Annotated in this window: 27 protein-coding genes and 1 pseudogene; 14 read left to right on the plus strand and 14 right to left on the minus strand. The window is 67.7% G+C overall.

Annotated elements, in window-relative coordinates; all coding sequences use genetic code 11:
* The coding region (locus M2163_RS04785; protein WP_280893151.1) for a helicase associated domain-containing protein at positions 1-1147 on the plus strand (1147 nt) is incomplete at its 5' end.
* A 135-nt stretch (positions 1148-1282) separates the two neighbouring features.
* On the opposite strand, the gene M2163_RS04790 is transcribed toward M2163_RS04785, so the two are convergent.
* The gene (locus M2163_RS04790) at positions 1283-1888 is read right to left on the minus strand and encodes a TetR/AcrR family transcriptional regulator (RefSeq protein ID WP_280893152.1); all 606 of its coding nucleotides are present in this window, start codon (positions 1886-1888) and stop codon (positions 1283-1285) included.
* Positions 1889-2035: 147 nt separating this feature from the next.
* Between M2163_RS04790 and M2163_RS04795 the strand changes: the two genes are divergently transcribed.
* The 6 genes from M2163_RS04795 to M2163_RS04820 all read left to right on the plus strand — a co-directional run bounded on the left by M2163_RS04795 (position 2036) and on the right by M2163_RS04820 (position 8340).
* A complete protein-coding gene (locus M2163_RS04795; RefSeq protein ID WP_280893153.1) occupies positions 2036-2725 on the plus strand; it encodes a DUF302 domain-containing protein in 690 nt (229 codons plus the stop codon).
* A 110-nt stretch (positions 2726-2835) separates the two neighbouring features.
* A complete protein-coding gene (locus M2163_RS04800; protein WP_280893154.1) occupies positions 2836-4293 on the plus strand; it encodes an amidase family protein in 1458 nt (485 codons plus the stop codon).
* An 83-nt stretch (positions 4294-4376) separates the two neighbouring features.
* Positions 4377-5225 carry an alpha/beta hydrolase gene (locus M2163_RS04805; protein ID WP_280893155.1) on the plus strand — a complete coding sequence of 283 codons (849 nt, stop codon included), beginning with the start codon at positions 4377-4379 and terminating at the stop codon, positions 5223-5225.
* Positions 5226-5605: 380 nt separating this feature from the next.
* Entirely contained in the window at positions 5606-6031 is a 426-nt protein-coding gene (locus M2163_RS04810; protein ID WP_280893156.1) for an Rrf2 family transcriptional regulator, read from the plus strand.
* Between the two features lie 121 nt (positions 6032-6152).
* Positions 6153-6998: an MBL fold metallo-hydrolase gene (locus M2163_RS04815; RefSeq protein WP_280893157.1), complete on the plus strand. Its 846-nt coding sequence runs from the start codon at positions 6153-6155 to the stop codon at positions 6996-6998.
* Positions 6999-7485: 487 nt separating this feature from the next.
* Positions 7486-8340, plus strand: a complete 855-nt coding sequence (locus tag M2163_RS04820; RefSeq protein WP_280893158.1) for a replication-relaxation family protein — start codon at positions 7486-7488, stop codon at positions 8338-8340.
* Positions 8341-8441: 101 nt separating this feature from the next.
* Here M2163_RS04820 and M2163_RS04825 read toward each other — a convergent pair whose 3' ends face one another.
* Together M2163_RS04825 and M2163_RS04830 are read right to left on the minus strand one after the other, a co-directional pair.
* Positions 8442-8684, minus strand: a complete 243-nt coding sequence (locus tag M2163_RS04825; RefSeq protein ID WP_280893159.1) for a hypothetical protein — start codon at positions 8682-8684, stop codon at positions 8442-8444.
* A 258-nt stretch (positions 8685-8942) separates the two neighbouring features.
* A complete protein-coding gene (locus M2163_RS04830) occupies positions 8943-9434 on the minus strand; it encodes a lamin tail domain-containing protein (RefSeq protein ID WP_280893160.1) in 492 nt (163 codons plus the stop codon).
* Between the two features lie 516 nt (positions 9435-9950).
* On the opposite strand from M2163_RS04830, the gene M2163_RS04835 reads away from it, so the two are divergent.
* Positions 9951-10259 carry a hypothetical protein gene (locus M2163_RS04835; RefSeq protein WP_280893161.1) on the plus strand — a complete coding sequence of 103 codons (309 nt, stop codon included), beginning with the start codon at positions 9951-9953 and terminating at the stop codon, positions 10257-10259.
* Between the two features lie 123 nt (positions 10260-10382).
* On the opposite strand, the gene M2163_RS04840 is transcribed toward M2163_RS04835, so the two are convergent.
* The 8 genes from M2163_RS04840 to M2163_RS04875 all read right to left on the minus strand — a co-directional run bounded on the left by M2163_RS04840 (position 10383) and on the right by M2163_RS04875 (position 18450).
* Positions 10383-10913 (minus strand): thioredoxin family protein, encoded by a 531-nt coding sequence (locus tag M2163_RS04840; RefSeq protein ID WP_280893162.1) that lies wholly within the window; start codon positions 10911-10913, stop codon positions 10383-10385.
* Positions 10914-11141: 228 nt separating this feature from the next.
* Complete coding sequence (locus M2163_RS04845; protein WP_280893163.1) at positions 11142-11510, minus strand: hypothetical protein; 369 nt, start codon at positions 11508-11510, stop codon at positions 11142-11144.
* Between the two features lie 67 nt (positions 11511-11577).
* Complete coding sequence (locus M2163_RS04850; RefSeq protein ID WP_280893164.1) at positions 11578-12150, minus strand: hypothetical protein; 573 nt, start codon at positions 12148-12150, stop codon at positions 11578-11580.
* Positions 12150-14720 (minus strand): type II toxin-antitoxin system prevent-host-death family antitoxin, encoded by a 2571-nt coding sequence (locus tag M2163_RS04855; protein ID WP_280893165.1) that lies wholly within the window; start codon positions 14718-14720, stop codon positions 12150-12152. The genes M2163_RS04850 and M2163_RS04855 overlap by 1 nt, the downstream gene beginning before the upstream one ends.
* Positions 14721-14922: 202 nt before the next feature.
* Positions 14923-15612, minus strand: coding sequence for a hypothetical protein (locus M2163_RS04860; RefSeq protein WP_280893166.1), 690 nt, complete (start codon positions 15610-15612; stop codon positions 14923-14925).
* Positions 15613-16388: 776 nt separating this feature from the next.
* On the minus strand, positions 16389-17063 hold the full coding sequence (locus tag M2163_RS04865) for a hypothetical protein (protein WP_280893167.1): 675 nt from the start codon (positions 17061-17063) through the stop codon (positions 16389-16391).
* 15 nt (positions 17064-17078) lie between these two features.
* Positions 17079-17561, minus strand: coding sequence for a hypothetical protein (locus M2163_RS04870; protein WP_280893168.1), 483 nt, complete (start codon positions 17559-17561; stop codon positions 17079-17081).
* A gap of 160 nt (positions 17562-17721) precedes the next feature.
* Positions 17722-18450, minus strand: a complete 729-nt coding sequence (locus M2163_RS04875; protein ID WP_280893169.1) for a class I SAM-dependent methyltransferase — start codon at positions 18448-18450, stop codon at positions 17722-17724.
* Positions 18451-18656: 206 nt separating this feature from the next.
* Between M2163_RS04875 and M2163_RS04880 the strand changes: the two are divergent.
* The 6 genes and pseudogenes from M2163_RS04880 to M2163_RS04905 form a co-directional block, all read left to right on the plus strand.
* Positions 18657-19211 (plus strand): annotated as a pseudogene (locus M2163_RS04880) (transposase); the annotation flags it as partial.
* 136 nt (positions 19212-19347) lie between these two features.
* Positions 19348-19944, plus strand: coding sequence for a nuclear transport factor 2 family protein (locus tag M2163_RS04885; protein WP_280897203.1), 597 nt, complete (start codon positions 19348-19350; stop codon positions 19942-19944).
* Positions 19945-19975: 31 nt separating this feature from the next.
* Positions 19976-20506 carry a hypothetical protein gene (locus tag M2163_RS04890; RefSeq protein WP_280893170.1) on the plus strand — a complete coding sequence of 177 codons (531 nt, stop codon included), beginning with the start codon at positions 19976-19978 and terminating at the stop codon, positions 20504-20506.
* A 135-nt stretch (positions 20507-20641) separates the two neighbouring features.
* Complete coding sequence (locus M2163_RS04895) at positions 20642-20890, plus strand: hypothetical protein (RefSeq protein WP_280893171.1); 249 nt, start codon at positions 20642-20644, stop codon at positions 20888-20890.
* Positions 20891-20977: 87 nt separating this feature from the next.
* Complete coding sequence (locus M2163_RS04900; RefSeq protein WP_280893172.1) at positions 20978-22156, plus strand: hypothetical protein; 1179 nt, start codon at positions 20978-20980, stop codon at positions 22154-22156.
* Positions 22157-22161: 5 nt separating this feature from the next.
* On the plus strand, positions 22162-23481 hold the full coding sequence (locus M2163_RS04905; RefSeq protein ID WP_280893173.1) for an aldo/keto reductase: 1320 nt from the start codon (positions 22162-22164) through the stop codon (positions 23479-23481).
* 124 nt (positions 23482-23605) lie between these two features.
* Here M2163_RS04905 and M2163_RS04910 read toward each other — a convergent pair whose 3' ends face one another.
* From M2163_RS04910 to M2163_RS04920, 3 genes are all read right to left on the minus strand, one after another.
* Positions 23606-23830: a hypothetical protein gene (locus tag M2163_RS04910; protein WP_280893174.1), complete on the minus strand. Its 225-nt coding sequence runs from the start codon at positions 23828-23830 to the stop codon at positions 23606-23608.
* A gap of 915 nt (positions 23831-24745) precedes the next feature.
* Positions 24746-25150 carry a hypothetical protein gene (locus M2163_RS04915; protein WP_280893175.1) on the minus strand — a complete coding sequence of 135 codons (405 nt, stop codon included), beginning with the start codon at positions 25148-25150 and terminating at the stop codon, positions 24746-24748.
* 130 nt (positions 25151-25280) lie between these two features.
* The gene (locus M2163_RS04920) at positions 25281-26540 is read right to left on the minus strand and encodes a hypothetical protein (RefSeq protein ID WP_280893176.1); all 1260 of its coding nucleotides are present in this window, start codon (positions 26538-26540) and stop codon (positions 25281-25283) included.
* Positions 26541-26610: the final 70 nt, after the last annotated feature.

A 26610-nucleotide genomic window follows, 5' to 3' on the forward strand; every position in this document is an offset into this window, starting at 1 on the left:
CGCGGACCCGCGGGTGCGTAACAGCCGTCCGGGCGCACAGGATGACGGTGAGAGCGGTGAGTTGAGTGAGGACGGAGCGGACCAGGACGACGTTGATGTCGACGTGGAGCCGGTGTCCCGGCGCGCTGCGGGAGTGCTGCGGTTCAGCGAGGAACGCGACCCCGCGGCCCTGACGCAGTTCGTGCGGCTGCGGGTCATCGACCCCGAGGGCGCCTACTGGCGGCGCGGCATCGAAGCCGCCACCCGGTGGCTCCGTGAGACCGGGGAGAGCGAGCTGCGGGTGCCGTTCACGTACGTCACGCCGGAGGACTGGGGAGCATTGGGCGGGCACCCACTGGGGGTCTTCATCGCGGATCAGCGCCGGTACTACCGCGAGGGCACCCTGGACGCCACGCGCGTGACCGAACTGCAGAACCTGGGCATGGTCTGGTCCGTGCACGCCTCCGCGTGGGAGGCCGGCCTGGCCGTTGCCCGCGACTACGCAGCCGTCCACGGGCACTTCCTCCCGCCCACGACCGCCGTATGGGGCGGAGACGGGTTTCCCATCGGCGTATGGGCCAAAAACATGCGCGCCGCAGCCCGCAGGAGCCGCGAGAACACCGTACGCCGCGCGAACGGGGAAACGGGCATCTCCAGCGCCGGGGAGCTCTCCGAGAGCCGCATGGAGGCCCTCGCAGAGATCGACCCCGGATGGGCCCCGGAGGGGTGGGATGTCGCTTGGCAGCGTTCGTATCGGCTGCTGCTCGCGCACGTGAAGGCGGGCGGAGCCGTACCGGCCGTACCGGGGGAGGTCGTCGTCCAGGGCGAGGACCTCGCGGTGTGGGTGAGCGCGCAACGGGCCGGATGGGAGCGGCTGGCGCCGGCGCAGCGGTTCTTGGTGGAGATGCTCGGCATCGAGCCGCCTGCGGAGGGCGAGGTGGTCGGGCCGGTGCGGCGCTCGCAGGATGAGCTGTGGGAGCGGAACATGACCGCCGCGCGACAGTTCTACGCGCGGGAGGGGCATCTGCGCGTTCCGCGCCAGCACCGCGAGGACGTCGACGGGGAGGACATCCGGCTTGGGGCGTGGATCGATAACACCCGTAGAAGGGTCGCCAAGTTGAGCCCGGAACGCCGCGCCGACCTCGAAGGCCTTGGCATGTGCTGGTGATCTGGGGTGGTACCGGGTACCGGTGGCGCCGCGTTGTTGTTGCAGGCGGTCGTCGGGTGTACAGGTGATGTGCACGGTGGTGGCCTGGTTGGTCTTGGCTGTACGACCGCACTGGGCAGGCACACTGTGATGCTGTCAGAGCGCTCCGGTCGCTTGGTCGATCAGCGTTTCAGCCAGGTCTCGGGCGTCCTGATAGGGCTGCCAGTCGTTGAGCGAAGTGGACAGCGCCCGTGCGCCTTCGAACAGCAGCGCGAGCTGTCGGCCCAGCTTCTCGGGATCGTTCGCGCCTGCCTCGGCGGCCGCTTTGGCCAGGCGGGCGGTGAAGTCCCTCTTGTGGCGCTCGACGAGGGCCGCAGCCTCAGGCATCGTGCCGGCTGTCTCGACAGCGGTGTTGTGCAGGGGGCAGCCGCGTACGACTTCCACGGGCGGCGGTGCGTCGCAGAACAGTTGCAGTAGACGCTCGCGGGCACTGAGGTCGCTGCGGTCCAGAACGGCCTCTATGCCGATGGGCCCGTCCGAGTCGGATTCCAGGCGCTGCACATAGGCGCTGACCAGGGCTTCTTTGCTCGGGAAGTGCTGGTAGAACGTGCGCGTCGACACGTGTGCCACTTCTGTCAGCTTGGCGATGCCTGTCGCGTGGATGCCCTCGCGTGCGAACAACTGGACCGCGGCGCCCAGGATCCGCTCCCGTGCTCCTCGCCCGCCCTTGGTCGCCCGAGCCGTGACCTCACTCGTTCCCATACCGCAAGTATAGCGATCGGTTTACTTTGCGGGATAGTCGCGCTAGCCTAAGTAAAACGATCGCTGTACTTTGGTGGGCGTCACTCAGCCTGCATTGGACGACGCGTGAGACGGCGGCGAGGCCGCTGACGCGCACCGTCCAGCCAGGTGCCGCTCGAACGCTCCCATGAGATCGCGGTGACGCAAGCACACGGCTCACTCGATGAGTGGGGTGTTCGGGTTTCGCCTTCGGGACCCGGTTACCAGGTCCTGCACTTCTTCACACTGACACGCCAGAAAGGCAAGAACATGTCCGCTCTGAACTTCGTCGCAGTTCCCCACGAAGTCGTTCGGTGGTCGATCGACACAGGTGATTCCTTCGAGAATTTCCGGGCCCGTTACGAGGCCGCTGTACCGGTACTGGACATCGACCGGATGACGCAGTTGCGCAATGAGCGAGCGAGCTGGGATACCGTACTCGCCGCCGCTGCGGAGAACGCCCCGCACGGCTTCATGCGCTTCTGGAGCACCGACGTCGGGGCGACCATGCGTCTGGCCGGAAATCCGGGATTCTGCGCCACCTACTTGATGGGAAACCACACCATCGCCGAGCGCATGTACCGCCATGACCCCGCGGTGATGCTCTACGCACCGCTGCGCACCACGATCCACCAGGACCGGGAGGGCACCACGCTGTTCTCCATCGACCAGCCCAGCACCCGATTCTCCAGCTTCGACAGTCCTGACATCGCCGCCGTCGGCGAGGAACTGGACCGCAAGGTCGTCAACCTGCTGAGGATCCTGGAGGTGACCGTCCCGCCGGCCCTTTACGCAGCCGCAGAGAACGCGTCTGAATAGCGCGGAATACGCAGGACACAAAGAGCTCTCACGATCGACGCACAGGACAGGGTTTCGGAAACCCGTCGCGCCGATCGTTTGTCGACAACTACCAATACGAGGAGAAAATAATGCCGACCGACGACACAACCACCAGCGCAGTGCCAGGTGATGACGAGCTGGTCGGGCTCGGCGTAGCGGAAGCCGCTGCCGCAATCCGTAACGGCGATATCACTTCCGCGGCATACGCTTCCGCACTTCTGCGACGCGCACGCAAGAATGCCGACCTGAACTCTTTCATCACCATCGACGAGTCCGCAGTACTGACAGCGGCACAGGAGGCGGACAGGGCCCGCGCCGCGGGTTCCACGGCTCCCCTCCTCGGCGTCCCCATCGGGATCAAGGACAGTTACGCCACCGCTGGTGTGCGCACCACGCTCGGCGTCAGCAACCTCGGGAACTTCGTCCCGGAGCAGGACGCCGACGTTGTGGTCGCACTCCGAAAAGCCGGGGGCATCGTCTTCGGCAAGAACAATCTCGTAGAGATGTCCTTCGGACTGACCGGACACAACAGCACGTACGGTCAGGTGAAGAACCCCTACAGCCACGCCCACGTCCCCGGCGGGTCCTCCAGCGGCTCCGGAGCGGCGGTCGCCGCTCGCATCGTCCCCGCATCGACCGGGGGTGACACGGTGGGCTCCATCAGAGTCCCCGCGTCCCTGTGCGGTGTGGTGGGCTACAAGCCCACCAACGGCCGCTGGCCCGGTGGCGGCGTCGCCCCGATCTCCCACACCCTCGACACCACCGGCATCCTCACCCGCAGCGTCGAGGACGCCGCTCTGCTCGACCAGATCGTTGTGCGGGACACCAGCGCTCCCCCGTCACCACGCTCCGACCTGCACGGAATCCGCTTCGCCCACGCTCCCCGGCAGTACATGAGGGTGATCGATCCTGAGACGGCGGCCCACTTCACGGCCGCACTCCAACGCCTTCGGGACGCCGGCGCCGACATAGTCGAAATCGACCTCGGCGACGACTTCATGGACACGGCGAACAAGATGACGTGGAACTTCTTCTTTCGTGAGATGCGGGAAGCGGTCACAGCCTTCGTCGCCCGCAACGACTTCCCCGTCACGTTCGATGAGATCTACAGCGACATCAAGCCCCAGCTCAAGTCGATCTGGAGCCAGGTCGTCGTACCGGGCGGGCCGGGCTACCTCTCCGACGAAGGCTACGAGTCGGCCCTGACCACCGAACGTCCGCACCTGCAACGCCGGCTCGGCCAGGTATTCACCCGCGACGCGGCCGACGCACTGCTCTTCCCGACCACGCCCTCCCCCGCCCCCCTGATCGAGCAGGGCGCGAGGTTCACCATCGCCGGCCACCAGGTGGACGACCGATTCCTCGCCCACAACACGATTCCCACCAGCGGAGCCGGGCTGCCCGGCATCAGCATCCCCATTGGCCTCAGCACCGACGGCCTGCCCATAGGCCTCGAGATCGACGCCGCCCAGGGCGCGGACCGCAACCTCTTCAACATCGCCCGCCGCGTGGAAACCCTCTTCGGGGCCCTGCCCGCACCCGCCTGAACACCACACCGCCGCCGCATCGCGGCTACGCACCGACGCTAGACACCGCCGCCACCACCGAACCACGAGAAAGGGACCTCGCCATGTCCACAGCAACCGCAACAGCAGCTCCCACCAGAACCGTCGATGTCGCAGGAACCCCGTTCGCCTACCGCGAGGTGGGCACCGGGCAAGGCGTTCCGCTGGTTCTCCTGCACCACGTCACCGCGGTGCTGGACGACTGGGACCCGGCCGTGATCGACGGCCTGGCAACCGAGCGGCGGGTCATCCTGGTCGACCTGCGCGGCGTCGGCCGCTCCGGCGGCACCACCCCCGACACCTTCGAAGCGATGGCCGACGACACCGTCGCCTTCCTGGACGCCCTCGGCCTGGACGTGGCCGACCTGCTCGGCTACTCACTGGGCGGCATCGTGGCCCAGGTCGTCGCCCAGCGCTTCCCCGACCGCATCCGCAGGATCATCCTGGCCGGCACCGTACCCGCCGGCGCCCCGGGCCCGGCTGCCACCGGGGCTGCCCTCCAGTCGGCGATCCAGAAGGCGAGTGAGCAGGGCAAGCACCCCAAACACTTCCTGTTCTTCGAGTCGTCACCGTCCGGCCAGGCAGCCGCAGACGCCTTTCTTGCCCGCCTCGATCAGCGCACTGCCGACGACCGCGACGCCCCGATCTCCGACGCGGCCATCGGCGCCCAGTTCGCCGCGCTCACCAGATGGGAACAGGACTCCTCGCCGACGGGCCTGACTGCCGTGAAGCAGCCCGCACTCGTCGTCAACGGCGACAACGACACAATGTGGCCCACGATAACCGGCACCCTCCGCCTCGCCCAGTCGCTTCCCGATGCCAGACTCGCCGTCTACCCCGCCTCCGGCCACGGCGGCATCTTCCAGTACCACGAGGTGTTCGTACAGCAGGCCCTGGACTTCCTCCGCAGCTGATCCGCCTGGCCGCAGCTCACCGATCGAACGATCAAAGCGAAACAGCCCATACAGCAAGGCACCTGCGACTACGCATCCAGGCGCTGATCCGACCGACGCCGGCAGCGCAGTCGGCACAAGGGCCGCCCCGCCGGTCGACCCGAGTTCGAATGAAGCCAGTGTCGACCGGCGGGCGATAAGCGGTTCCACCGGCTTCGCCAGGATGTGCGATTCCGTCCTACCTGGCGATGCCGGGTTCCACACCCTGACCCTGCCAGGCGGCCTGCGCGCGATGGCCTTCGCAGGCCGGAGACCAACCGGCCACGCCTTGACACCTCCAGTCATGTAATCAATGCTGCCACCAGTCATGTAATCAGTGCTGTTACAAGAAAAGAGGTGTGATGGGAGCGAACAGCAGGCTGACCATCGCCGCGCACGCGCTGGCCTGGATCGAGCTGAACGCACGGATGGGCGGCGAGGTAGCCACATCCGAGCAGATCGCCAACAGCGTCAACACCAACCCCGTGGTGATCCGCCGCCTGCTGGGCGAACTACGCCAGGCGGGACTGGTCGAGTCCCGCCGCGGCGCCGGCTGGCGCCTGACGCGAGCGGCGGAATCAATCAATCTGGCCCAGGTACGCCAAGCGGTCGACGGCGACCCGCCGTTCGCCCTCCACCCCACCACTCCCAACCAGAAATGCCCGCTGGGCCACGGCATCCTCTCCGCGCTCACCCCCGTGTACGAGGACGTCGAGGAAGCGCTGCGTATGCAGTTGTCCCGCACCAGCGTGGCCGACGTACTGCGCCAGTCCATCGCGGTGCACTGACCCGCCCCTCCCCGTCAACCCTTCAGGCCGCACACACCCAAACTTGTAACAATGTTAGTTACATGTATCGCCCGCAGGCGGCCCCGTCCGGCACTCGTTCACGCCAGAACAAGGAGCACCAATGAGCACGCTCGGCCACTCCGTCTACGTGTCTGCCTCGAAACCCGTGGTGTCCGATGACCTGCCCCCGGGAGAGACCCGCCGCATGTGGTCCCCCACCGCCTCCACGCTCATTCACGGCAAGCGTGATGCAGTACTCGTCGATCCGCTGATGACCCTTGAGGAGTCACGAGCCCTGGCCGACTGGGTGGAGGCCAGCGGCAAAAACCTCACCACCATCTACGTCACCCATGCACACGGCGACCACTTCTTCGGAGCCCCTGTCCTGCTCGACCGGTTCCCGGGCGCCAGGCTCGTGGCCACTGCAGGCGTGGCTGCGCGCATGGAGGTCCAGTACGGCAGGCGCTGGTTCCACGGATTTTGGGATCCCCGCTTCCCAGGCCAGATCGCCAGCCGTCGCGTGACGGCCGAACCCCTCGGCGACGGCAACGTGATCGAGCTGGAAGGCCACCTGCTGCGCGCCTTCGACCTTGGCCACACCGACACCGACGGCTCCAGCGCCCTCCACGTTCCTTCGAGCGGCCTGACCGTGGCCGGTGACGCGGTCTACGGCGACGTGCACCTCTATCTCGCCGAGTCCCAAAGTGGCGGCCGGCAGCACTGGCTCGATGCACTCGACACCCTCGAGCGGCTGCAACCCACCGCCGTCGTCTCCGGACACAAGCGCGACGGCGACCCGGACAGCCCCGAGGACATCGAACGCACCCGCCGTTACATCCACCAGTTCGACGCCGCCGCCAAGAAAGCCAGAAGCCACCTCGACCTGTACGAATCCATGATCAGCCTGTATCCGGACCGCATCAACCGTGGAGTGCTGTGGAACTCTGCAAAGGCCGTCATGGCCTGACCCAACAGCACCAACTGGACCATGCCGATCGGCAAACGAACCGCACCGGCCCCCCAACCCCGAAGCCCTGACTCACTGGTCACCTCCCGCCCAGATTGAGGCGGCTTGCTCCGCCCGCTCGCGCGCGGCTGCGCCGTCGCGCGCGAGCAGCACCAGCGGCGCCCGATCCCCTCGCCCGCCCGCTGGCCCTGTCCCACCCACTTCTCTTCTTCCTTCCGGCTTGGGCGTGGACTTGGGGGCGCAGAGGGGATGTCGGCCTCCCGACCACGGCCGAACCAGCGTGGTGACCTGCGGATTCGCGGGCGGGGTGGAAGAGCGTGCGGAGGGTTGTCGGCGGGGATGTGGGTCTGGTCGTCGGTGGTGTTGTGGCTTCGTGACCGTGGTCGGGCCTTCGTGGTCGCTCTTCTGGTCGGGGTGGGCCGCTGGCCTTGCCGGTACACGCGGCGCTGATTCTGCGCCGTGCCGGACGGGAAGCGGGCGGATCGCGATGATCAGTGTGGATGCGGGTGGCGGGGACTGGCTGGCGTTGGCGGTGCTGGTGCAGTACCGGGTGGCGCCCGGGGTGCGGATGGAGCCGACCAGGCGGCAGCTGGCCTGGTTGCGGGAGGAGGGGCTCGTCGACCGGATCACGCTGCCGCAGGCCGGGCGCAGGCGGGTGTGGTTTCCCACCTGCTATGGGGTGCGGGTCGCCGGGGAGTGGCCCGAGCTGCGGGGGCGCCGGCCCTCCCGGGCGGTGTCCGATCCGACCGCCGTGCGCCTCAAGGTCGGGCATGCGCTGACGGGGACCGAGACCGGGCTGGCCTTCCTTCAGGACGCGCGCCGTCGCGGCGATGTGTGCCGGCCGCTGGACTGGATGACCGAGGTCCACCACCCGGCCGGCAGGGGCGAGGCCGTCATCCCCGACGCCCTCCTGTACTACCGGCGCGGCCCGGCCGGCGGCGAAGGCGGGCCGATGCTGCGGGCCTTCGTCGAGGTCGACCGCGCCACCATGGGGCCCGAACGGCTCGCCGCCAAGCTGTCCGCCTACGCGCGCCTCCACTCCTACGTGCCCACGGTCCCGGGCCGCCGGCCGACCATCCAACAACCAAGGGTCGAAGAGTGGCGACGGCGCTACCCCCTCTTCCCGCGGCTGCTGTTCGTCCTGGACGGCACCGGCCCCCTCGGCATCGAGAACCGGATCACCGCCCTGCGCGCGGCCACCCGAGAACTGGCCCTGTACGGCTTCCTGCGCGAGGTGCCCGTCCTCACGGCCGCGTTGACCGATCTGCTGCAGGACGGCCCCTCCGCACCGGTGTGGCGCCCCGTCCAGGGCCCCGACAGCCGGGTCCCCTGGGACACCTGAACACGGCCCCGCTCAACCGCCGTCTGCGTCGTGCAGCATCGGGCACGCAATGACTTCCGGCGAGGACAGCAACCGTGCCAACTGCTCCCCGGCGTGCCCCGTCATGCCTCGTATTCGGGTTTGTAGTCGGGTCGGTATACGACTTGGCCCTCTTCCCTCAGCAGACGCTGGGTGGACCAGCGGACGGGCGGGAAGCCCGGGCCGTTGTCGGTGTACGGGAGGAGGATCGCGTCGCCTCGGTCGTCGGCGGCTTCTTGCCAGGCGACGACGGCGTCGTAGAGCTGGTCGTCTTTGTCGCCGTAGGCGATGTACCAGCCAGGGGCGGCGGGGATGATCTGTGGCACGGTCAGGCTGCCCTCTCGTAGTGGGTGGGGCGTTCGTCGGCTGCGTACTGTCGCACAACGACAGCGAGTTGGTGGTCTTTTCGGGCGCTAACCATCGCCAGAGTGGGCCGCCTTCGCACCGCGGGCCACCGCGGCGTCCACCCATTTGTGCCGCTCCTTACGTGCCGTGCACGGCGGAGGGCCCCGGCCGGGTGAACCGACCGGGGCCCTGCCCTACGCCTGCGGCATCACCTCGTGCCGCCGGTGCGGGAAGCGGGGTCAGTGGTGATGGCCACTGCCGTGGTGATGGCCACCGTCACGGTGGTGGCCCCCGCCCCAGGAGGCGTCGTCGATGAAGCGGCCGTGGTCGTTGCGCAGGGTGGCGGTGTCGGAGTAGTTGTCCCACACGTAGTTGCGGCGGTCCATGTACAGGTCGCTGTCGCTGTCGCGGCCCTCGCCGGTGTGGATCCGGACCGTGGCGCGGCCCTCCAGGCGGTAGCCGTCGAAGGTGTAGGTGTGGCCGTCCTCATCCTGCAGAGTCCAGCCGTCGAGGTTGACCGTGCGGCGGCTGGTGTTGGTGAGCTCCACCCACTCCTTGTTCAGCGAACGCCGCGAGCGGTCGTCACGGCCGGGCGAGTCGTACTGCACCGCGCTGATCTCCACCCTCGCCCGCTCAGGCCGGGCGTGATCGGCGGCAGACGCCGGCAGCGCCACCGCCCCGACGATCGCGGCGGCCGCGAGCGCGGCAGCGGACAGACAACGGGCAGTCACCGTGGAAGAAGACACAAAGCCCCCAGGCTGTACGGGCACCCGCCCGTTCCCGGCCCTCGGGCCGTGGTTACGGGGTGGTGCAGTGTGCGGGTGGCGGCCGGTCGGCCGCACATCCACACCATGGCTCTCGTGTGCAGACCGTGAACGCCATATGCGCACTCCATTACGCTTCGCCCATATTGCTGTGACTGTTGGATGTGTCGTCCATCTATGCGGCGAACACACCAAGTTGACGCCCCACCAGACCCGCGGCCGGTGTGCGCTTTGGCCGACGGACCTCCCCTCGCCAGAACACGCCACCCCACCCCGTACCGGGCCGTCACTCGAAAGTGCGTAACAGATGCCGGTACGTCCAGGGCGGTTGGTCAGGCGCGGCACGGGTGCAGTTGTGCTGGTCGGAGAAGACGATGAGCCGCCGATGACGCCGTCGGCGTGACATCCCGCCACAGCCGCAACCACACACGGCCGTCCGGGGCTCTCCCCCTGCACATCCACCCGCTGCTGAAGGAGACCGACGTGAGCATCACCCTTGACCACCACACGCCGCACGCCTTCGTCGACCCCTACGCCGCCGACCCGGCGGAAAGCGCCTGGCCCCCGGCTGCCGGGCAGGACACGGACTTCCTGCTGCCGCCGCCCAACCCCGCCGAGCGCCTCAGCATCCTCATCGCCCCCCGCGACCAGCGCCGCCTGGCCCTGCACGCCGCGCTCACTGCCGCCGGCATCCCCCCGCGGCCCGAAGACCGAGACGCCATCGACCAGCTCAGTGCCCTGCCCTCCAGCATCAACACCACCCTGCAACGCTGGCTGAACCACACCGCATGAAACGGACGCCAGCAGGTATCAGGGGCAGCCCGGCGGCGAAGACCGCGAGCGCCTCCTCGTTCATCTCCGGGACAGAGCCACCGGGCCGGTCGTCGAGTTCGGCGAGGGCCGGGGGGTGCGGACTTAGGACGCGGCCAATCCCCGAACCATCCGGCGGAGCGCCTCCTTGTCGGCCCCGCTGATTCTGCCCACCTTCTCAGCGTTCCGGATGGCGAAGAACGTGGGCACGCTTCCGATTTGGGCCTCGGCGGTCAATTCCTCGTTTTCGTCGATGTCGACGGACAGGAACGCGACGGCCTCATACTGCGTCGACAGGCGCTCGAATTCGGGCGTCATGACACTGCAAGGCATGCACCAGTTGGCCGTGAACATGGCGATGACTCTCGGCTCCGAGTGGACCAGCTCGGCGAACTGCTCGGTGCTGGTCACCTCGATAACCGCCCCACCGACACGTGCGACGGGAGCTTCGATGCCTGCCTGCTGCGCCGCCCCGGCTGTCGCTTCCTGGATTGCGGGGCGGGATGCGGCCGGTGACGCGCTGGCATACGGGGCAGCGGCGAGCGCCACGCCCAGGACGACGGCGGCGAGCCGGCACAGCCGGCGCCAGCGGGGCAGTGCCGGGCGAGGGACGGGAGTGTGCGTGTTGGTGTTCACGTGGCCAACGCGTACCCGTTCACCTGGAACGACGCGGGGCGAACCGCGCTGCGCCACCCGTATGGGCGGGCCGTGATTCGCCTCGACAGCCCAAAGCCCGGGGAAAGCGCCCAGCTCCCGACACTCAGCGCGCAGATCGCGTCCGAGGACTCGCTCGGCTGCCCCCTGCCGACGGTGCCGCGCGCCGTCCAGCACGGCGTCGCACGACGCCTCTGCCGGTCCGGCAGGTCAGTCCTCGTCCGGAGCGGAGCCCACCCATGCCACGGACTGCCCTTCGGGGGTGGTCCCCAGGTGGGGGTACTCCGCTTGGTGCCCGGCGTCCAGGACGCAGATCCTCCCCCACCTGCCATGTTTGCCCGGACACGATCGGCTCAGAACGTCGAGGTCGGCGTCTTGGACCGCGCGGTCGTACCGCTCCTGGAAGCGCCGGAGCATCGGGCTGAGCTCCCGCGCCAGAGAGGCCTCCAGCTCCTCGATCTCCTCCTTGAGTCGCTGAACCTCGGGGTCCGACATCACGTCGTTCATAGCCGTCTCGGTCTCCCATGCACGGCGCTGCCGGACGAGCTTCTCCCGGCCCTGTACCCCTGCGTCCGCCACTATGTCCTCTCCCTCGTCCCGCCTGCCGCTGCGTTCGCGGTGGGCGGTTCGGCTGCTTTGTGTGCTGCTACCGGACTTCGACAGAGTACGAGCCGTCGGGGAACTCCCAGCCGTCGGTGCCTTCGCCGATGTCCTCGACGATGACATCGTCGATGAAATGGTCCTCGAACTCGTCGTCGGTGAGTTCGCCGGCGAGCCAGAGAGCCTCGATGGCGTCCCAGTTGCCCCGGCTGCCGTCGATGCGCAGGGGTGCGGCGTCGACGGTGCCGCGGGTGCGTTCGTCGTCGCCAGTTTTGACGACGCCGCTGATCTCGTACTGGCCCCGCTTGATGTGGCGAGGGATGGGGTCGGCGGGGACGATGGCGACGTTCTCGTAGGCGGTGTGGATGAGGTCGCGGTAGTTGCGGCGGATGTTGTATTCGGCGTCGGACAGCCAGTTGATGAGGGTCTTGGTCGTGACGTTCAGGCCGGCGTCGGCGAGGGCCTGCTGGCCGCGGTGGGTCGCGGTGAGCTGGGAGAGCTGGGCGTGCCAGTGCTTGGCGTTGTAGGTGGACAGGCGGTGGCGTGGGGTGACCTGGGAGTGCAGGAGGTCGTTGAGGGCGGCGCCGAGGGATCCTCCGCGGCCGGTGGGTCCTGCCATCAGTCGTCACCTTCGAGGATGGTCTGGCCGGCCTGGACGAACTTGGCTTTGACTTCGCCGAAGCCGGTCCCGATCCGGTAGGTGGACGGCGGGGTGTCGGGCGGGGTCCAGAAGATGGCCTGGTCGACGTTGCGCAGGGCGACGAGTTGGTGGCCTTCCTGGACGGCTTTGAAGGCGCCGGCCCAGTGCCGGACGGAGGCTTCGGCGACCATGCTCATGCGCCAGTCGGGCCGCCAGAACGGGGAGCGCTGGGAGGGGCGCTTGGGCCACAGCAAACGCAGGGCGATGGACAGGCGGGTCTTGTACGCCTTGTAGGGGTCGCCTCCGACCTGGACGAGCTCGGTGCGTGCTTTGCGGGTGGCCTCGTAGAACGGCTTGAACAGGGATTCGTTGGCCTTGCCGGTCCAGGAGTCGTGGATGGTGGGCATGGCGTCGAGGTGGTTGTCCCGGACGAGTCGCACGAGCTGCTTGATGTGGGGGGTGGTGACCCAGACCCGGCCGTCCTCGTCGGGGCGGGTGATGATCCGTCCCAGGGGGTGCGGCATGTCGGTGCGATTCCACTGCGGGATGTCGATGAGGTAGATACCGGCGGTCGTCTTGTCGAAGGCGTCGAGGGGGCCGGTGTGCAGGAGTTTGTTCGGGGCGAGGGGGACGGCCGAACAGGCGGAGGGGAAACTACCGTTGCGGTCGATCAGGCACAGCACACCCTCGCCGAACGAGGCGGGCACGTCGATCTGGTCGCGCCGCACGCGCTTGCCGTTGGCTCGGATGTGGGGAACGCGGGTGATGGTGATGTCGGGGTGGGCCCAGCGGGGCTCGCCGTCCATGTGTTCGCTGATCAGTGGCCACGGGCCGCTGTCGCGTTCGGCGGCCCGGATGACGGGGATCGGGTGCATCTTCGAGCGGCCGACCGAGTCCTTGAGGATCTTCAGGGCGGGGAAGATGTGGTTCTCGGGCTCGTCCTCCTCGTCGCCCGGCTGCAGGCCGTCCTCGCTGTCGTCGTCCTCGTCCTCCGCCCCGTCGGCCTGCGCCTGTCCGCTCTGCGCCGGGGCGTGCACACCGGAAGCGGCGACGGCAGGAGTCAACTGGCCGGTGTCGGTGGTGGTGTCGGCGGAGGCGGGCGTGGCGTAGGGCTGCAGCGCGTTAGCGAGTCGGTGCCCCTCGGGGGTGTCCGGCCACTGGGAGACCGTGGCGGCGGCCTGGAGCAGCAACGGCAGGATCTCCTCGAGCGCGTACTGGTTGCCGGCCGCGGCGGCGGTCCGCCATGCCGCGAGTTCGTGGGTGAGGGCGGCGGGGATCCCATGGTGGCCGCCGGAGGTGTAGGGAAGGGCGGCTCCGGCCAGCTCCCGTGCGGCTGTGGCGCCGGCGGTCGCCGCGGGCCCCGGGCCTGCCGGGCTGTCGGCGCGGTCCGCGGGCGCGGCGGCGTCGAGGAAGCGGGCGTGGACCAGGTCGGGCTGCAGGTACGCGGAGCCGATCGTGCCGAAGTCGCGCTCCGCGACGGTCACCTGGACCAGGGCCGGGTCGCCGGTCGGGGTGAGGGTCAGCGTGACGTCGGCGTCCAGCAGGGCCAGGAGTGCGGGATCGTCGCTGTCCACGATGGCGAGCACCGGCACGTGCAGCGTGCGCGCGAGCGTCGCCAGGACCTGGGAGGCGTCCGGGAGCCGGTCGCCGGACAGGGGCAGGCGGGCGCTGGCCGCGGCTTGCAGGCGGTCTACGACCACAAGGGCCAGGTTTTCCATGTGCGGGGCCGTGTCCCTGATGTCCTCGGCCGTCAGGTCGCTGCCGTCATCGATCATCAGGAGGTCGCCCGCCTGGACCAGCTGTTGGGCGACCTGCTGTTCGTGCTCGGTGAGGCGGCCCTGCTTCAGACGTGCGTATTCACCGCTGGCCTCGGCGGCGATGATCCGGCGGAAGATGTCGTCCCGGTTCAGCCCGGAGGCCGCGTACAGGACCTTGGCGCGGTCGACGAGTGCCGCCTTGCGCGCGGCGGCCAGCCCCAGCAGGCTCCCGCCGACACTCGGGCGCGCCGCCACGAGCGTCAGCTTGCCCCGCTGCAGACCGCCCGTTGCAGCGTCCAGGCCCGGCAGCCCGAAGGTGGGGCCGCCGACGGGGACGTCGGTGAGGACGGAGGCGCTGGCGTCGCCGAGTGTGGCGAGCCTGCGCAACATATTGCCGCGGTTCTGGTTGCCTTGGCTGTTCACCGCACCTCCTGCGGTCGCCACGCCGGGCTGCGCGGCCGGGTCAGATGAGAGGGCATCAGGAGAGGGGTCGGCAGGGAGCAGGACCGCGACCGGCGTGCTGTTCCGCATGAGCACCTGGGGCTGGCCCTTCGCCGCCAGCGTGACGAGGTCGCCGAAATCCCTCTGCGCCGCGCTCAGCACATGGGCCGGGAAGGCATCGATCGCGCGGGCTGCCGGGAACCGGTCAAGCGGCGCGAGGAGAGCGCGCACCCTGTGCTTGGTGATCACAGTGGTGCGCCCCTCCTCTTCGGCGAGCTTCACCAACGCGTACAGCGTGTTCCGCGCCGTGGTCGCGTTGACCGCGCGCTCTTCCTGCGACGAGTGACTCACTCACCCTCCCCTGGCATTCACCTACTCACCATCATAGCCGAGCACACCCACTTAGCCGAACAACTCACCAAGATTATGCAATGACTTCACTCATTATTGGTGACTTGATGCCGCGTGGAGGGCGAATCGATCAGCGCTATCGGGACGGCATGGAGGACCAGATCGGCTCCCCGCCTAGAAGGGCCGTGTGCGGGGGCCCTGCCTACAACGGGCGCCCGTCGCAGTCGACGTAGCCGTCCCCGGCGGGGTGGGGCTGGACGCAGTCGGCATGCGCTGCGTCGTGGTCGTCCTCGTCGGGCTCGCCGTGCAGGGCCAGGAAGGCGCCGGCGTGCGCGGCGGCCTCGGTCCGGCTCCCGTACGGTTCCTCGCCCTGGCCGATGGTGCCGTCCCCGCCGGTGGCGGCCCATGCGAACCCGGCAGCGTCGGGGAGTTGGACGATCTCGGCGACTCCGCCCGCGAGGCTGAGCTGGAACGGCTCCGCTTTGTCGGTGAGGTCGGTGGGCCTGCGTACGGCTCCGGGCCAGCGCAGGCGCGCGGCCTGCTTGGTGATGCCGCCCCAGGCGGCCCCGAGGTGGCCGTAGTTGGCCCCGATGCCGCCGGCCGCTCGGGCTGTACGGTCGGCCAGCTTCTTGACGATGCCGTCGACCATGTGCAGCGCATAGAGGTACGCCAGCTGCCAGTCGGGGGAGGCGAGAACTGCGTCGGGGACGTCCTGGCCGTTGACGCGGTAGGCGCTCTCACGAGCGGAGATCGCAACGGCCAGGGCGTGCGCAGCATCCGCCACATCGTCTTCCAGCTGCAGGACTTCGTCGTCTGTGGGTGCCCGGTAGGCCGGGTCCCGCATGGTCATGATGTCGGCCCAGAAGTTGGGGTCATCCAAAGTCGGTTCCATGCGACAAGCATCCTTGTCGACCGTTCACGCGACAAGTGAGCTTGTCGATTTGGCTGAAAGGAGCCCCTGGCTGACCTGGTCCGAAGTTCTGGTCCGGGCACAGTGAGGAAGTCGCTCAACTGCCCCTAAGTAGCACCACTGTTCGGGCGCGTAACGGACGGGCGCACGCGCCCGACAGAACAAGTCGACCGCACCGCAAGCGACACAGCTTGATGCGCACCTCAGACCGTACGAGGCGGCCGACGGCGGCGACCCCCGGTGCCAGAACAGGTGAAGCTGCCCCAGAAGCCGGCCGCGGTCGGCCCGGGCTGCCACCAGGTCCGCCAGTTTGCCGGCGTCGCTGAAGCACGGCCCCGCCCAGCCGTCGGGAGCGGCGATGGCTTGCACACGGACCTCGGTCCCAAAACGCCGGGCGGCCTCCAACAGGTGCTCCAGGATGCGGAGCGCCCGGACATCGAGCGCACTTATGTACGCTCACCAGGTCCGTGAAGCCTGGTTGAACTGAGCGACGGACTGGAGGAGTTGCCGCCGCTGCTACAAGGAGGCCGGGGACGTGGAGGCCGCAGCAGCGGTGACCTCCAACAGTCACCGTACGGGTTGGGATGCCGATGAGTTCTACCGTGCGGCCCTGGGACACCTGGCCTTCGCCATGCCTGGCCGCCACCACACCCCGGAACGGTCCCAAGAATGCGAGCGGGCGGCTAGTGATGACGCGTTCAGCGACAGCACGGCCGGTGTTCGCGCCGGGCCGCCGCGCCCACCGGACGTGCCTGGGGTCAGCCGCTCGCGCGGAGGATGCCGTCGTCCACCAGGGCCGTGGCGAGCTCCAGTTTCTCGGGACTGCTCAGGGGGCCCGGCAGTTCGCGTAGGTAGAAAGCGCCGGTGCGGGCGATGAACTCCAAGGCCTCGGCGGCGACTTCGTTGACGCTGATCAAGGTTTCGCCGTTGGGGGCGATCAGATGGAAGCCGTCTTCATCCGGACGGACGCGTTGACGCCCGGCCTGTTCGTTCACCAGGCGGCGCCGCGAGGTCAGCGTCCTGCCGTCGTACCAGACGTCGGGCAGGGCCTCGCCGAAACGACTCTCGTACTGCTCCTTGAACTCGTGGAAGGGCGCCGGCAGGCGCTCCATCTCGGGGTCACCGGCGGGCGCGTTGCTCGGTGCGTGGTGGACGTAGCGGCCGAAGAACCTCTCGCAGTACTTCTGGTACTCCACGGTGAACAGGATGAACTGGTGCCACGCTTCGTCGACGCGCAGCGAGTGCATCTGCCAGGCCCGGTCGGGGTGCTCGTGCACCATCACGAAGTAACGCTTAACCTCCCGGAACAGGAGCTCCGCCTCCTCGGCGAAGTCGACGATCTGCTCCTTGAGGAGCTTCTCGATCAAATACGGGGCCCGGAAGTCGACGGCCGCGGACCAGTCTGCCGTCCGCGGGCCCAGCGTCATCGTCATCGCCATCGTGCTCGCCTAGTCCATCCGAGGCGAGGGCGCGACCTGCACGATCTGCGCATGGCAGGGCGGCGACGAGCAGTTGCCGCAAGGCGAGTGGCAGGTGCTGCACGGCGAGTGGCAGTCGTCCGCCGCAAACTCCATGCGCTGTGCCCGCCGGGTGATGCGCAGGCGCCCTTCCGACACCGGGGAAGTGGGGGCACCGTGGACGTCGGTGACGTTCTCCTGCCGGCGCCGGACAATGGTGGCATCCGTACTCACCCAGAGCACGGACCCACCGAACGGGAGTACCTGCGTGGGGGCTTCTTCGGCGTGGAGGACGCTGGCCCTCGGGATCTCGATGTAGTGCGAGAGGTCGTAGAGGCTCGGGTACAGCAGGATGCGGTCGTCGGCGTTGCCCGGTCCGACGTAGCCGAAGAACACCTTGGAGTTGGTCCCGCGTGCCCGGAGCGTACGGAGCAGCGGATGTGCGGTTACGGCGACGTCGCCCTTGGCAGCCATCATTGCTTCCTTCGTTCGGAGGGAGAGAACCACGAGTGATCCGACCGTAGGACCGGGGCGCCGAGCCGCTCGGCGTCGCCGCGCGGTGTGTCAGCCGATTGCGCGTACCGCGTGCCTGCCATCGGGTGCACCGGCGGGCGATCCCCCGGTCGTCGTGCGCTCAGCGGCCGGGCGGCCGCACGGCACGAACGATGCGGGTCACCATGGGCGGGTGGTGGTCCCTCCCGGCGTCGTGGACGGTGTGCACCCCCACGACCTCCAGGCCGGCCCGCGCCAGCAGGCGCTCCCAGACCTGGAGGCTCAGGACCCACCGCTCCATGGTGGCGGGTGTGCCGTCAGCCAGAGCGGTGGGTAGCCGTGCCGCCCGTACCTCGGACTCCGGCTCCTGGCCGTTGCGATAGCGGCCCAGGGTGGAGAACACCAGGGTTCCGGCAGCGCGCAGACTCGTGGCGATCGCGGGAAGCAGCCGGCATGGGTCGCTGAAGTCCACCGCCCCGAAGACGCTGTAGGCGACGTCGAAGGTGTTGGGGTGCTTGCGGAGGTAGGCCGTGGCATCGGCCCGGACGATACGCAGCCGCGGGATGGCCCCATAAGCCTTATGCCCTCGGCGGTGCATGGACGGAGAGGAGTCGAGTGCGGTCACCTCGGCGACGCCACGGGTCACCGCGAGATGGGCGGCCTGCCGTCCGGCGCCGGCGCCGAGTTCGACGACGGTTCTGCCGTCAAGAGCGCCGAGCAGTTCCGAACCCGGACCGCAGCGCTCGTACCAATCCCAGTGGAAGGCGCCGTGCACCCCCGAGGCCGCGTCCGCGTCGGCCCGGCGGTCGCCGTAGCGTTCCCAGAGGTCAAGGGGCGTGTGCGCTGATGATGCGGGTGCGGATGCTGTCACAGGCCCATCCTGACGAGCCCGAGGGATGCGCTGAGGGCCACCCTGGCCACCCGCCTCCGACGGTCACCCGCTCGGGCCTGTTCCTAGCGTCTGCCTTCAGGGCGGGCTGCGCACCCGGGCGCCGACTGGCCGCACCCGCCGACTTCGCAAGGAGGACGAGCTGTCGCTTCGAGTGCGTGACTGCCGCCGCAGGGGCATGCGGGGATCCCGAGCTGGCCGTCGGCGACGGCGCGATGGGCCTGTGGAAGGCCCTCGCCGAGGTGTTCCCGGCCGCCCGGCACCAGCGATGCTGGGTCCACAAAGTCAGGAATGTCACCACGAACGCCCTGCCGAAGTCCGCACAACCGGGCACGACGAAGACGATGCAGGAGATCTACAACGCCGAGGACCGCGCGCACGCCGAGAAGGCGATCGAGACGTTCGCAAAGACCTACGGCGCCAAGTTCCCCAAGGCCGTCGCGAAGATCACCGGCGACGCCGAGGAACTGCTGGCGTTCTACGACTTCCCGGCCGAGCACTGGGTCCACCTGCGGACCACGAACCCGATCGAGTCGACCTTCTCCACCGTCAAGCTCGGCACCAAGGTCACCCGCGGCGCCGGCAGCCCGGCCGCAGCCCTCGCGATGGTCTTCAAGCTCGTCGAGTCCGCCCAGGCACGCTGGCGCGCGGGCACCGGAGCCCACCTCGTCGCCCTGGTCCGCGCGGGCGCCACGTTCGAGAACGGCATCCTCGTCGAGCGAGAACAGACCACGGCAGTCTGACAGCCCCTGCTACCTGTCACGTCGCGAAAGGGAGAGAAGTACCGGTCATGCCCGAACCCACTGCACCGCCCACCGAGTTCATCCGCCCTACGAGAAGGCGACCAACAGTCACGACATCACTCAGCGCATCCCGCTGATCGCTCCCGAGGCCGTCTACTGGTTCTCCGACGGATCCCACCGCGACCGCGAGGCCGTCCTCTCCGCCATCGCCGAGACCTTCGCCACCATCCGCGACGAGGTCTACCGGCTGGACGATCTGGAGTGGATCGCCCACAGCCATGACCACACGGTATGCCGCTACCGGTTCACCTGGACCGGAACCATCGACGGCCAGCTGCGGTCAGGAAACGGCCGCGGCACCAACGTGCTCGTCAACAACGCAGGAACCTGGCAGATGTTCCACGAACACCTCAGCGCACAACCAGGCGGCAGCATCGATCCACAGGAATTGACAGTTGCTCCGAGGCGCACCGCACCAGTGGGATGCGGGCAAGCCGTGGGCGGCCGTGCACGACCAGGCGCAGGTGCCGGCAATGCGGCGGTTGGATATGACAGCGACGGCGCGGGCCTGGGAGGCCAAGCACGCGGCCGACGGTTAGCCATGGCTGGACAAAGGGGCTACCCGGCGCAGTACGTGTCACCCACAGTAGCCAACAGCGGCGCGTTGGGAGGCGTGGCGTTTAGCTGTGAAGTATCACAGGACATGCAGCCCATCGATCGCTCCCGAGTCTGACGAGCGACCATATGCGCCAGGGAGGTCACCTGTGGAGAGTTCTGTTCTTTCCGCTGTCGAGGCGGTCGCAGCTGCAGGAAAGGCAGTGATCTCAGCTGACAACAGCACGGTAGTCAGCTTGATCCAGCAGATGATCAGGGATGGCAAGTCGGCAACCGTCTATGTGACTCCCGACCAGGCTGAGGCGATCAAGTCTTGGTACTGGACCCCCGAGCGGGTGAGGGCGAGGGAACTCCATCTCGTGACCGAAGACGAGCGCGCGAAGATCAGCTCGGAACTCGGGCTGGAGGACATCGGATCCTTCTATTCCAACCGCGTGCGGTGTGAGTGTGGCCAGTTTTACGGAGCCTTCGAGTTTCTACAGCAAGGAATCCGACAGCACGGCAGGGAGACTGTGAGCCGCATCTTCGCACTGAAGGATTCCGCGCTGTTGCGTATTAACCCCTCCGTTGCTGCGGAATGCCCACATTGCAACCAGAAACTCCTCCAGAGGCATGACTATGTGTCGCAAGGTTACAACGGCTGCTGCCGTGACGACGAAATGCTTGCGAGGGACCGCTGACCGGTGAGCTAGGTCGCCCACCGTGCTGCTGTTCGAGTGCGAACAATGCAAAGCGGGTGGCCACTTCCGGTCGGTACCGGTGTCCACGCGCTGAACGGCTGCAGTGAGCAGCTGGACACACCAGGAGGTATCACCATGCAAGAATCTGGAAACACTCAGAAGCTTACGATCCAGGAGTTCCTGGATCGTAAGGAAAGCCCCGAGGTCGCAGAGTTGGTAGGGAAGTTCAACGGTGGCGCATTCGCTTGCTGTCACACGCAGATCTTCGCTGAGACCGGCATGTGGATCGAGGATCTAGTGCCGGTCTTCCAGAAGCTGGACGCCCAACTGGCGCACACGGCCGACGCGCAGGTGAGAACGCTCTCGCCGCAATTCGCCCGCTAGCCCAGTGCTTTCGGAGCCTTGGACTTCGCTGAACTAGCGGCGTTCGAGGCTCCGAAGGCCGCACTCAGACTCAAGGACCGGTGTCACATGGACCTGCTCACACAGCTCGAGCCAAAAATCAGGACTGGGCAACAGGAATTCGCCGGCATCATGAGGCAGTTGCTAAGACAATTCTGCCCTGATGTAGTGACACGATTCGGTCGTTGTGATGAAACGTACATTCTCGAGCCCTTCCTGTTCACATACTTCGCCCTACCAGACGGACCACGGCGCGCATCGTTGGATCAAATCATTGCTGGCCATCTTCCAGCCTCGCAGCGGCCAAACCAGATCCCCGCAGTAGCCGATCGCTCGGGTGTGGTCCACTTGCCCGGGGCTGGGTACGTCGAGGCGACCGGCCCTTCGGTGCAGTTGCTCTGCTCCCCTGAGGGGCAGGGAACCGCCTGGTACCAGGTGAGGGGCTCTGGTATGGAAAGGCGTCCATACCGCCCTTGCCGCCTAGTCAGCGGTGACATCGAGGTCATGAGTTATGGGTCGCCCCTCGTTGCTGCCCTCTTCGACGACGAGAAGGCTGTCGAGACAGTCGCTGCTTCCTCCGAACTGTGCGCTGCAGTTGTCCAAAACAGCCTAAACATCATCGGAAATGTTTGGCCAGAGCTTTATGACATCCTCACGTCGGTGCTCCGGCGAGTGGTTCTTTTCGAGTCCGCTGTTTCCAACTCCTTCGCTACCACCAAGGCTCAGGGCACGGCCTTCTGTAACATCGCGCTGGGACGCAGCGAAGCGTTCTTCATCGAGGATCTGGCTCACCAAGGAGGCCATGTCGCCTTCGCGGCTGCCGCACTGGATCAGGAAGCCTACTTCCGGGTTCCGTCCAGCACGACGGTGGGTGAGCTGACAGGTGAGGATCGTGACGAGAGGAGCCTATACGTGGCGCTTCACGGAATCTTCACAGAGGCCCTCATGTCACATTGTCTGGGTCTGTGTCTCGAACGGGGTGTGTTCGAGGACTCCTATCGGCAGCACGAGTTGCTCGGACGATTCAATTTCATCTTCGCCCGTTTCACTTCGGACCTTCAACTCTTGTCGGGACTTAGAGTCTTCGCGACCGAAGGCCGAGAATTTTTGGACCAGTTGCGCGTCGCCTGGTCGGACTTGTGGACCCGGCATGCATCGCGGCTGGGGGCAGTCGACCTCGCGGGTCAAGGTTACAATTTCTCGTACGAGCGATTCTCGCAGCTCAATCCCATCGGCGCCCGGGGGTAGCCCAAATGCCTGTGCCCCAGTTCGAAATTCGCGAGGATCCGACACATGGCGCCGTCCTCTCACTAAACGATGCCAGCCGACTCGGATTCGGTTGCTATCGAGTGTCCGTCACGCGGTCGACCCACGCGGCGGCGATGAAGCATGCGCTAGACGCCGGTTGCACGCTGATCGACACAGCCAGCAGTTACATGGACGGCCAGTCAGAAGCCCTGGTGGGTCACGTGCTCAGGGAGTGGCCTGGGCCTGTCTTCACCGTCACCAAAGCGGGATATGTTACTCCCACGCTCAGACGCGAACTGTCCACCCTCGACATCCCGGATCACCTTCTGGCGCCGCTGAGTGCTGAGAGTCACTACTCGTTGCACGTGGACGTACTCCGGGCGAGTTTGAATCTGTCGTTGTCTCGTATGGGGGTGGACCGGGTCGGAGCCCTCCTTCTCCACAACCCGGAAAATGCGATGCAGGGCGCCCCTGCGAGCGACGTTTACCGCACCATCAGCGATGCCTTCGAGTTTTTCGAAGAATGCGTCGCACGGGGCGTCATCCAGTGCTACGGACTGAGCTCGAACTCCGTTACAGCACACACTGCTGAGGCTGTGAGTACCGAAGTCTCTATTCCTCGCCTTCTGTCCATCGCAACAGCCACCAGCAGCAACCACTCGTTCCGAATCCTGCAAACCCCATTCAACCTCCTTGAACGTGACGCCGCTGCAGTCATGTCGCCCGCATCGAACAGCGTTGTCGACGTCGCCCGAGCTGCAGGACTGACGCTGATGGCCAACAGGCCTCTCAATGCCCTTTTGAACGGGGCGTCGGTCAGACTCACCGGCAGTGGGGGACCATTCGACGGGCCGGCGAAGGACGCCGCGGCGTTCGAGTCGTTCAGACGCCTAGTGATCATGAAGCTGGAGCAGTCGGGGGTAGGCCACACGATCAACGACTTTCCGTTGATGAAGTTCTTCCGCGACAGCTGGGACAAGATTCATCACACCGAGCTAGTCGACCAGATCTTCGAACGGCAGGTCTCGCCGTTCATCATGGCCCTGTGCGAGGGGAGCGTGTCCGGCGATATGGCAGATGCCGTACGACGCCTGCATGCCGCCTGCAGGTCGCGGGCCCGCCATCGCATGTGGTCCGACTCTGCAAACGTACGGGCTCACCTTGCCACTGAAGGGCTGATCTCGTCAGACGAGGATCTGGCGCTGCAGGCATGCCGGTTTCCGCTGGCGCAAGGATTCCATCATGTCCTCGTGGGGATGCGCGACGTCACGTACGTCGACGACATCAGTCCGGTTCTCAGAGACGAGCTGACCCGCACTATCTGAGCATCCGACCTGGCGTACGCCACCTCAGCCGTCAAGCACTGCTCGATCGCAGAGGATGGCGCACCCGCCTGGAGCAGAGCCGGTCTCGCCGCGCTCAGCTGCGATCCCCGCCGGGCGGGGTTCACTACGTGCCCTGCGGAACTCGGCGCGGGCCAGCAGGCAGAAGACGGCCGTGGTGCACAGGGCGACGAACGGCGATGGCCCATTCGAGGGCGCCGCTGTGCTGGTCGGGATCGACCCGGAAGACCTCATCGATCCAGTCGGGCCAGAACAGGGTGAGGAGGCACAGCAGCCCGCTCACGACGGCTAGGACAACCTCGATCCAGCCGCGCAGGCGCACCGGTCTCATCCGTCACGCCGAACCGCCCAAGGGGCTAAACGCTGCTCTGGACGCGATCGCCAGCCCCGCTATAACAGCGCACTTCTCCCAGCCGACTTGCACCCGCCAGCCCTACCAACCGCACTTTTGGCAGATGACCGACGATGGGCTCGCCGAGAACGCCATGCACGCGCTCGAGCGGGAACTCACGCATCGGCGAGAGGCACTCGCTGATGCCGCCATGAAGCGCGTGCCGCACGATTCCGAGCCGCTTCGCCGGACATCCGCAGGCTGGCGAGTGGCCCACGCCAGTGCCATGAGCACGGCTCGTTTTGCCGAGGATGAGCCTCGAACCCGCCGACCCGACCGTGAGCGCCTCCCGAACTCATCGGCATAGTCCGACCAGCAAACCCGACGTTCGTCCAGCCACGTTGCGAGGACTACCTGCCTTACCCTGCATGCTGGTTCCGCCGTCCCGTGCCGTGCGCGACGTGACAGCTCCCGCATCGCCTTTGCCTGCCGCTCCACCGCCTCCGCGACGTGCGGGTCCACGCGGGACGGCCGGGTCGCCTCCTGGTGCGCGGCGAGCGTGCGGCGGTAGCCGTTCGAGGCGGTCCGGCGCGTGCGGCCGCGGCCTCCGGGTCGGCGTCGGCCGGCTCGGGCAGCGGCACCGTGCCGGGCGCCAGGATCCGCAGGGTGCGTACGACCGTCTGGCCCGCCGACTGGTTGGCGGCCGCGATGTGAACAGGCGCTGCGCGGAGTGCTCGCCGAACCGGACGATGTGGTCGTGGACGATCTGGTGGTCGTGCGCGGCGCGGGTGCGCCAGTCGAGCACCTGCTCACGGGTCAGGCCCTCGAGGACCAGCTCCTGGTCGTCGTCGACGGCCGCAACCTCGAGGGCCGGGGCGACGGCGGCCGGACGGGGCGCGGGCAGCACCACCGGCACTATCGGCGCGGCCGGGACCTCCGCCTTGGCTGCGCGGCCGCGGCTTCGGCACGGGCCCGGGCTGCGGCGGCCTGCCGGGCGCGGACCTGGTCCCACTCGCGCACCTTCGCCCGCGCCCTGGCCGTCACGTCCTGGTGCAGCCGCATGGCGGTGGTCGCCCGGCGCTCCGCCTCCGAGGCACCGGGCATCGCGGCGTCGACGGCGGCCGCGACCGCCCGGCGCTGGTCCCGGCGGTCGGCCTGCTTCTCCTCGCAGCGCGGGCAGTCCTGCCCGGAGTCGAGCAGCACCCGGTCGTCGCACCGCACGTGGCCGCACTGCTGACGCTGCGGCAGACCGAGGCCGATCAGCCGGCCCACCGGGTCCTTGATCGGCCCGGCCCGCAGCCGTTGGCGCGCACTGGTCATCGCCCGGCAGGCGCACCTGTGGCCGGGTGCTGATTTGTCGGGTTCCGCTCAACCGCAGGAATCAGCGCCCCAATCGTGATGTATTCCGGCTTCTGCGCCCGCGTGACGATCCCGTATGGCCTTCGCCGGGCTACGAGTCGACGAGGTAGGCCTTCTCCCCCATCATCAGCGGGGCATCAGCGGGCCCCTTGATGTAGGGGCCGCGCCAGATCACCCGATGCTCTTGGAGACTTGGGTACCACTGCCTGACCTTGTGCATCCGCACCGGCCACCGGTGGTGATACACCCGCTTTTCATCCCCCGCCGGATCCGACGGACGGGGCGAGGGCGCAGCGAGCCGGATGACCCGTACATCGGGATCCCGCGGTACGTAGCCGTCCGCGTCGCTCGCCGCCGCGCGGACCCCGGCCGCGGTCTGCAACGAGTCGGCGGCTGTGACGCCCTGGGCGTTCAGCCGCCAGAAGGCGAACATGTAGCGGCCCACGAAGTCGTCGTACGGGTCGTCCACCCGGCCGCCGCCCCACTCCCCCGTTTCGGGAACCGGCTCTCTGCGCCACTGGGAGGCGTGGGTGAGGGCCTTCTGCATCTGCCAGTGGCGCTCGGACAGATCCACCATCATCTCGGTGCTCTCCTCTGCCAGGCACGCATCGCCCCGCATCCCGTACATGCCGTCGGGCATCAGCGGAGGCAGCGGGCTGCCGGACCTGCGCGCCTGCGAGACCGCCTGCCGCCATCCGGTTGGCTGCACTGGACCGTCGCGGTCCATGAAGGTCGTCACCTGCACACCCGGGTACGGGTACCGCGCGGTGGGCAGCATCTGGTGCTGGGTGACGAACTGCCAGCCAAAGGCCCTGGTGTCCGACAGGGAGCCGGTGTGGTTGACGACCACGATCGGTTCGGGCAGCACGAGTAGTCCGGTGGACACGAGGATGTCCCGGTCGCGGTCCAGGGTGCTGATGTCGGCCGGCTCGAGGGTGGCGGCAGCGGCCATGACCGCGGCGTGCGCGGCCGGGGAGATGACGAGGACCTCCGCCTGCCGCAACAGTTTCTGGATCTGCCGTATCTCCCACGAGGCAGCCTCCCCGGCGGTCCGGGGCCACGGCGGCCGGTGGCCCTGCTTGCCGAGCGTCATCGACCACGCCGCATCCCGCTCGATGCCCTCGGGCGCGTCCGCCATGTCGGCGAGATCGCTATGCAGCAGCACGGCGTGCAGCTCGGTGACGACATTGTTGATGTTGTCGGCGAGCGTCATCTGCACCCAAGGGTTGCCGGTCAGACGCTGCTGGGTCAGCTCCCGCAGACGGTGCGCTTCCCCCGCGGAACTGGTCGCGGTCCACTGTCCTGCATTGTCCCTGCTGCGCTCCTGCTTGCCCCGGCTCGCTTTGCCCACCAGGCAACCTCCCCAATGTGACGGCCAGTTGCCGAAGCCGTACCCGACCACAACAGGCGCGACACTGGCG

The sequence above is a fragment of the Streptomyces sp. SAI-135 genome (genome assembly GCF_029893805.1).
Classification (GTDB): domain Bacteria; phylum Actinomycetota; class Actinomycetes; order Streptomycetales; family Streptomycetaceae; genus Streptomyces.

Bases quoted from the DNA above. Each gene is read 5' to 3' on its own strand.
- M2163_RS04805 (WP_280893155.1), top strand. From the start codon at position 4,377: ATGTCCACAGCAACCGCAACAGCAGCTCCCACCAGAACCGTCGATGTC.
- M2163_RS04820 (WP_280893158.1), top strand. From the start codon at position 7,486: ATGATCAGTGTGGATGCGGGTGGCGGGGACTGGCTGGCGTTGGCGGTG.
- M2163_RS04850 (WP_280893164.1), bottom strand. From the start codon at position 12,150: ATGGCAGGACCCACCGGCCGCGGAGGATCCCTCGGCGCCGCCCTCAAC.
- M2163_RS04910 (WP_280893174.1), bottom strand. From the start codon at position 23,830: ATGAGACCGGTGCGCCTGCGCGGCTGGATCGAGGTTGTCCTAGCCGTC.
- M2163_RS04810 (WP_280893156.1), top strand. From the start codon at position 5,606: ATGGGAGCGAACAGCAGGCTGACCATCGCCGCGCACGCGCTGGCCTGG.
- M2163_RS04895 (WP_280893171.1), top strand. From the start codon at position 20,642: ATGCAAGAATCTGGAAACACTCAGAAGCTTACGATCCAGGAGTTCCTG.
- M2163_RS04860 (WP_280893166.1), bottom strand. From the start codon at position 15,612: ATGGAACCGACTTTGGATGACCCCAACTTCTGGGCCGACATCATGACC.
- M2163_RS04915 (WP_280893175.1), bottom strand. From the start codon at position 25,150: ATGACCAGTGCGCGCCAACGGCTGCGGGCCGGGCCGATCAAGGACCCG.
- M2163_RS04790 (WP_280893152.1), bottom strand. From the start codon at position 1,888: ATGGGAACGAGTGAGGTCACGGCTCGGGCGACCAAGGGCGGGCGAGGA.
- M2163_RS04905 (WP_280893173.1), top strand. From the start codon at position 22,162: ATGCCTGTGCCCCAGTTCGAAATTCGCGAGGATCCGACACATGGCGCC.
- M2163_RS04865 (WP_280893167.1), bottom strand. From the start codon at position 17,063: ATGACGATGACGCTGGGCCCGCGGACGGCAGACTGGTCCGCGGCCGTC.
- M2163_RS04815 (WP_280893157.1), top strand. From the start codon at position 6,153: ATGAGCACGCTCGGCCACTCCGTCTACGTGTCTGCCTCGAAACCCGTG.
- M2163_RS04900 (WP_280893172.1), top strand. From the start codon at position 20,978: ATGGACCTGCTCACACAGCTCGAGCCAAAAATCAGGACTGGGCAACAG.
- M2163_RS04870 (WP_280893168.1), bottom strand. From the start codon at position 17,561: ATGGCTGCCAAGGGCGACGTCGCCGTAACCGCACATCCGCTGCTCCGT.
- M2163_RS04800 (WP_280893154.1), top strand. From the start codon at position 2,836: ATGCCGACCGACGACACAACCACCAGCGCAGTGCCAGGTGATGACGAG.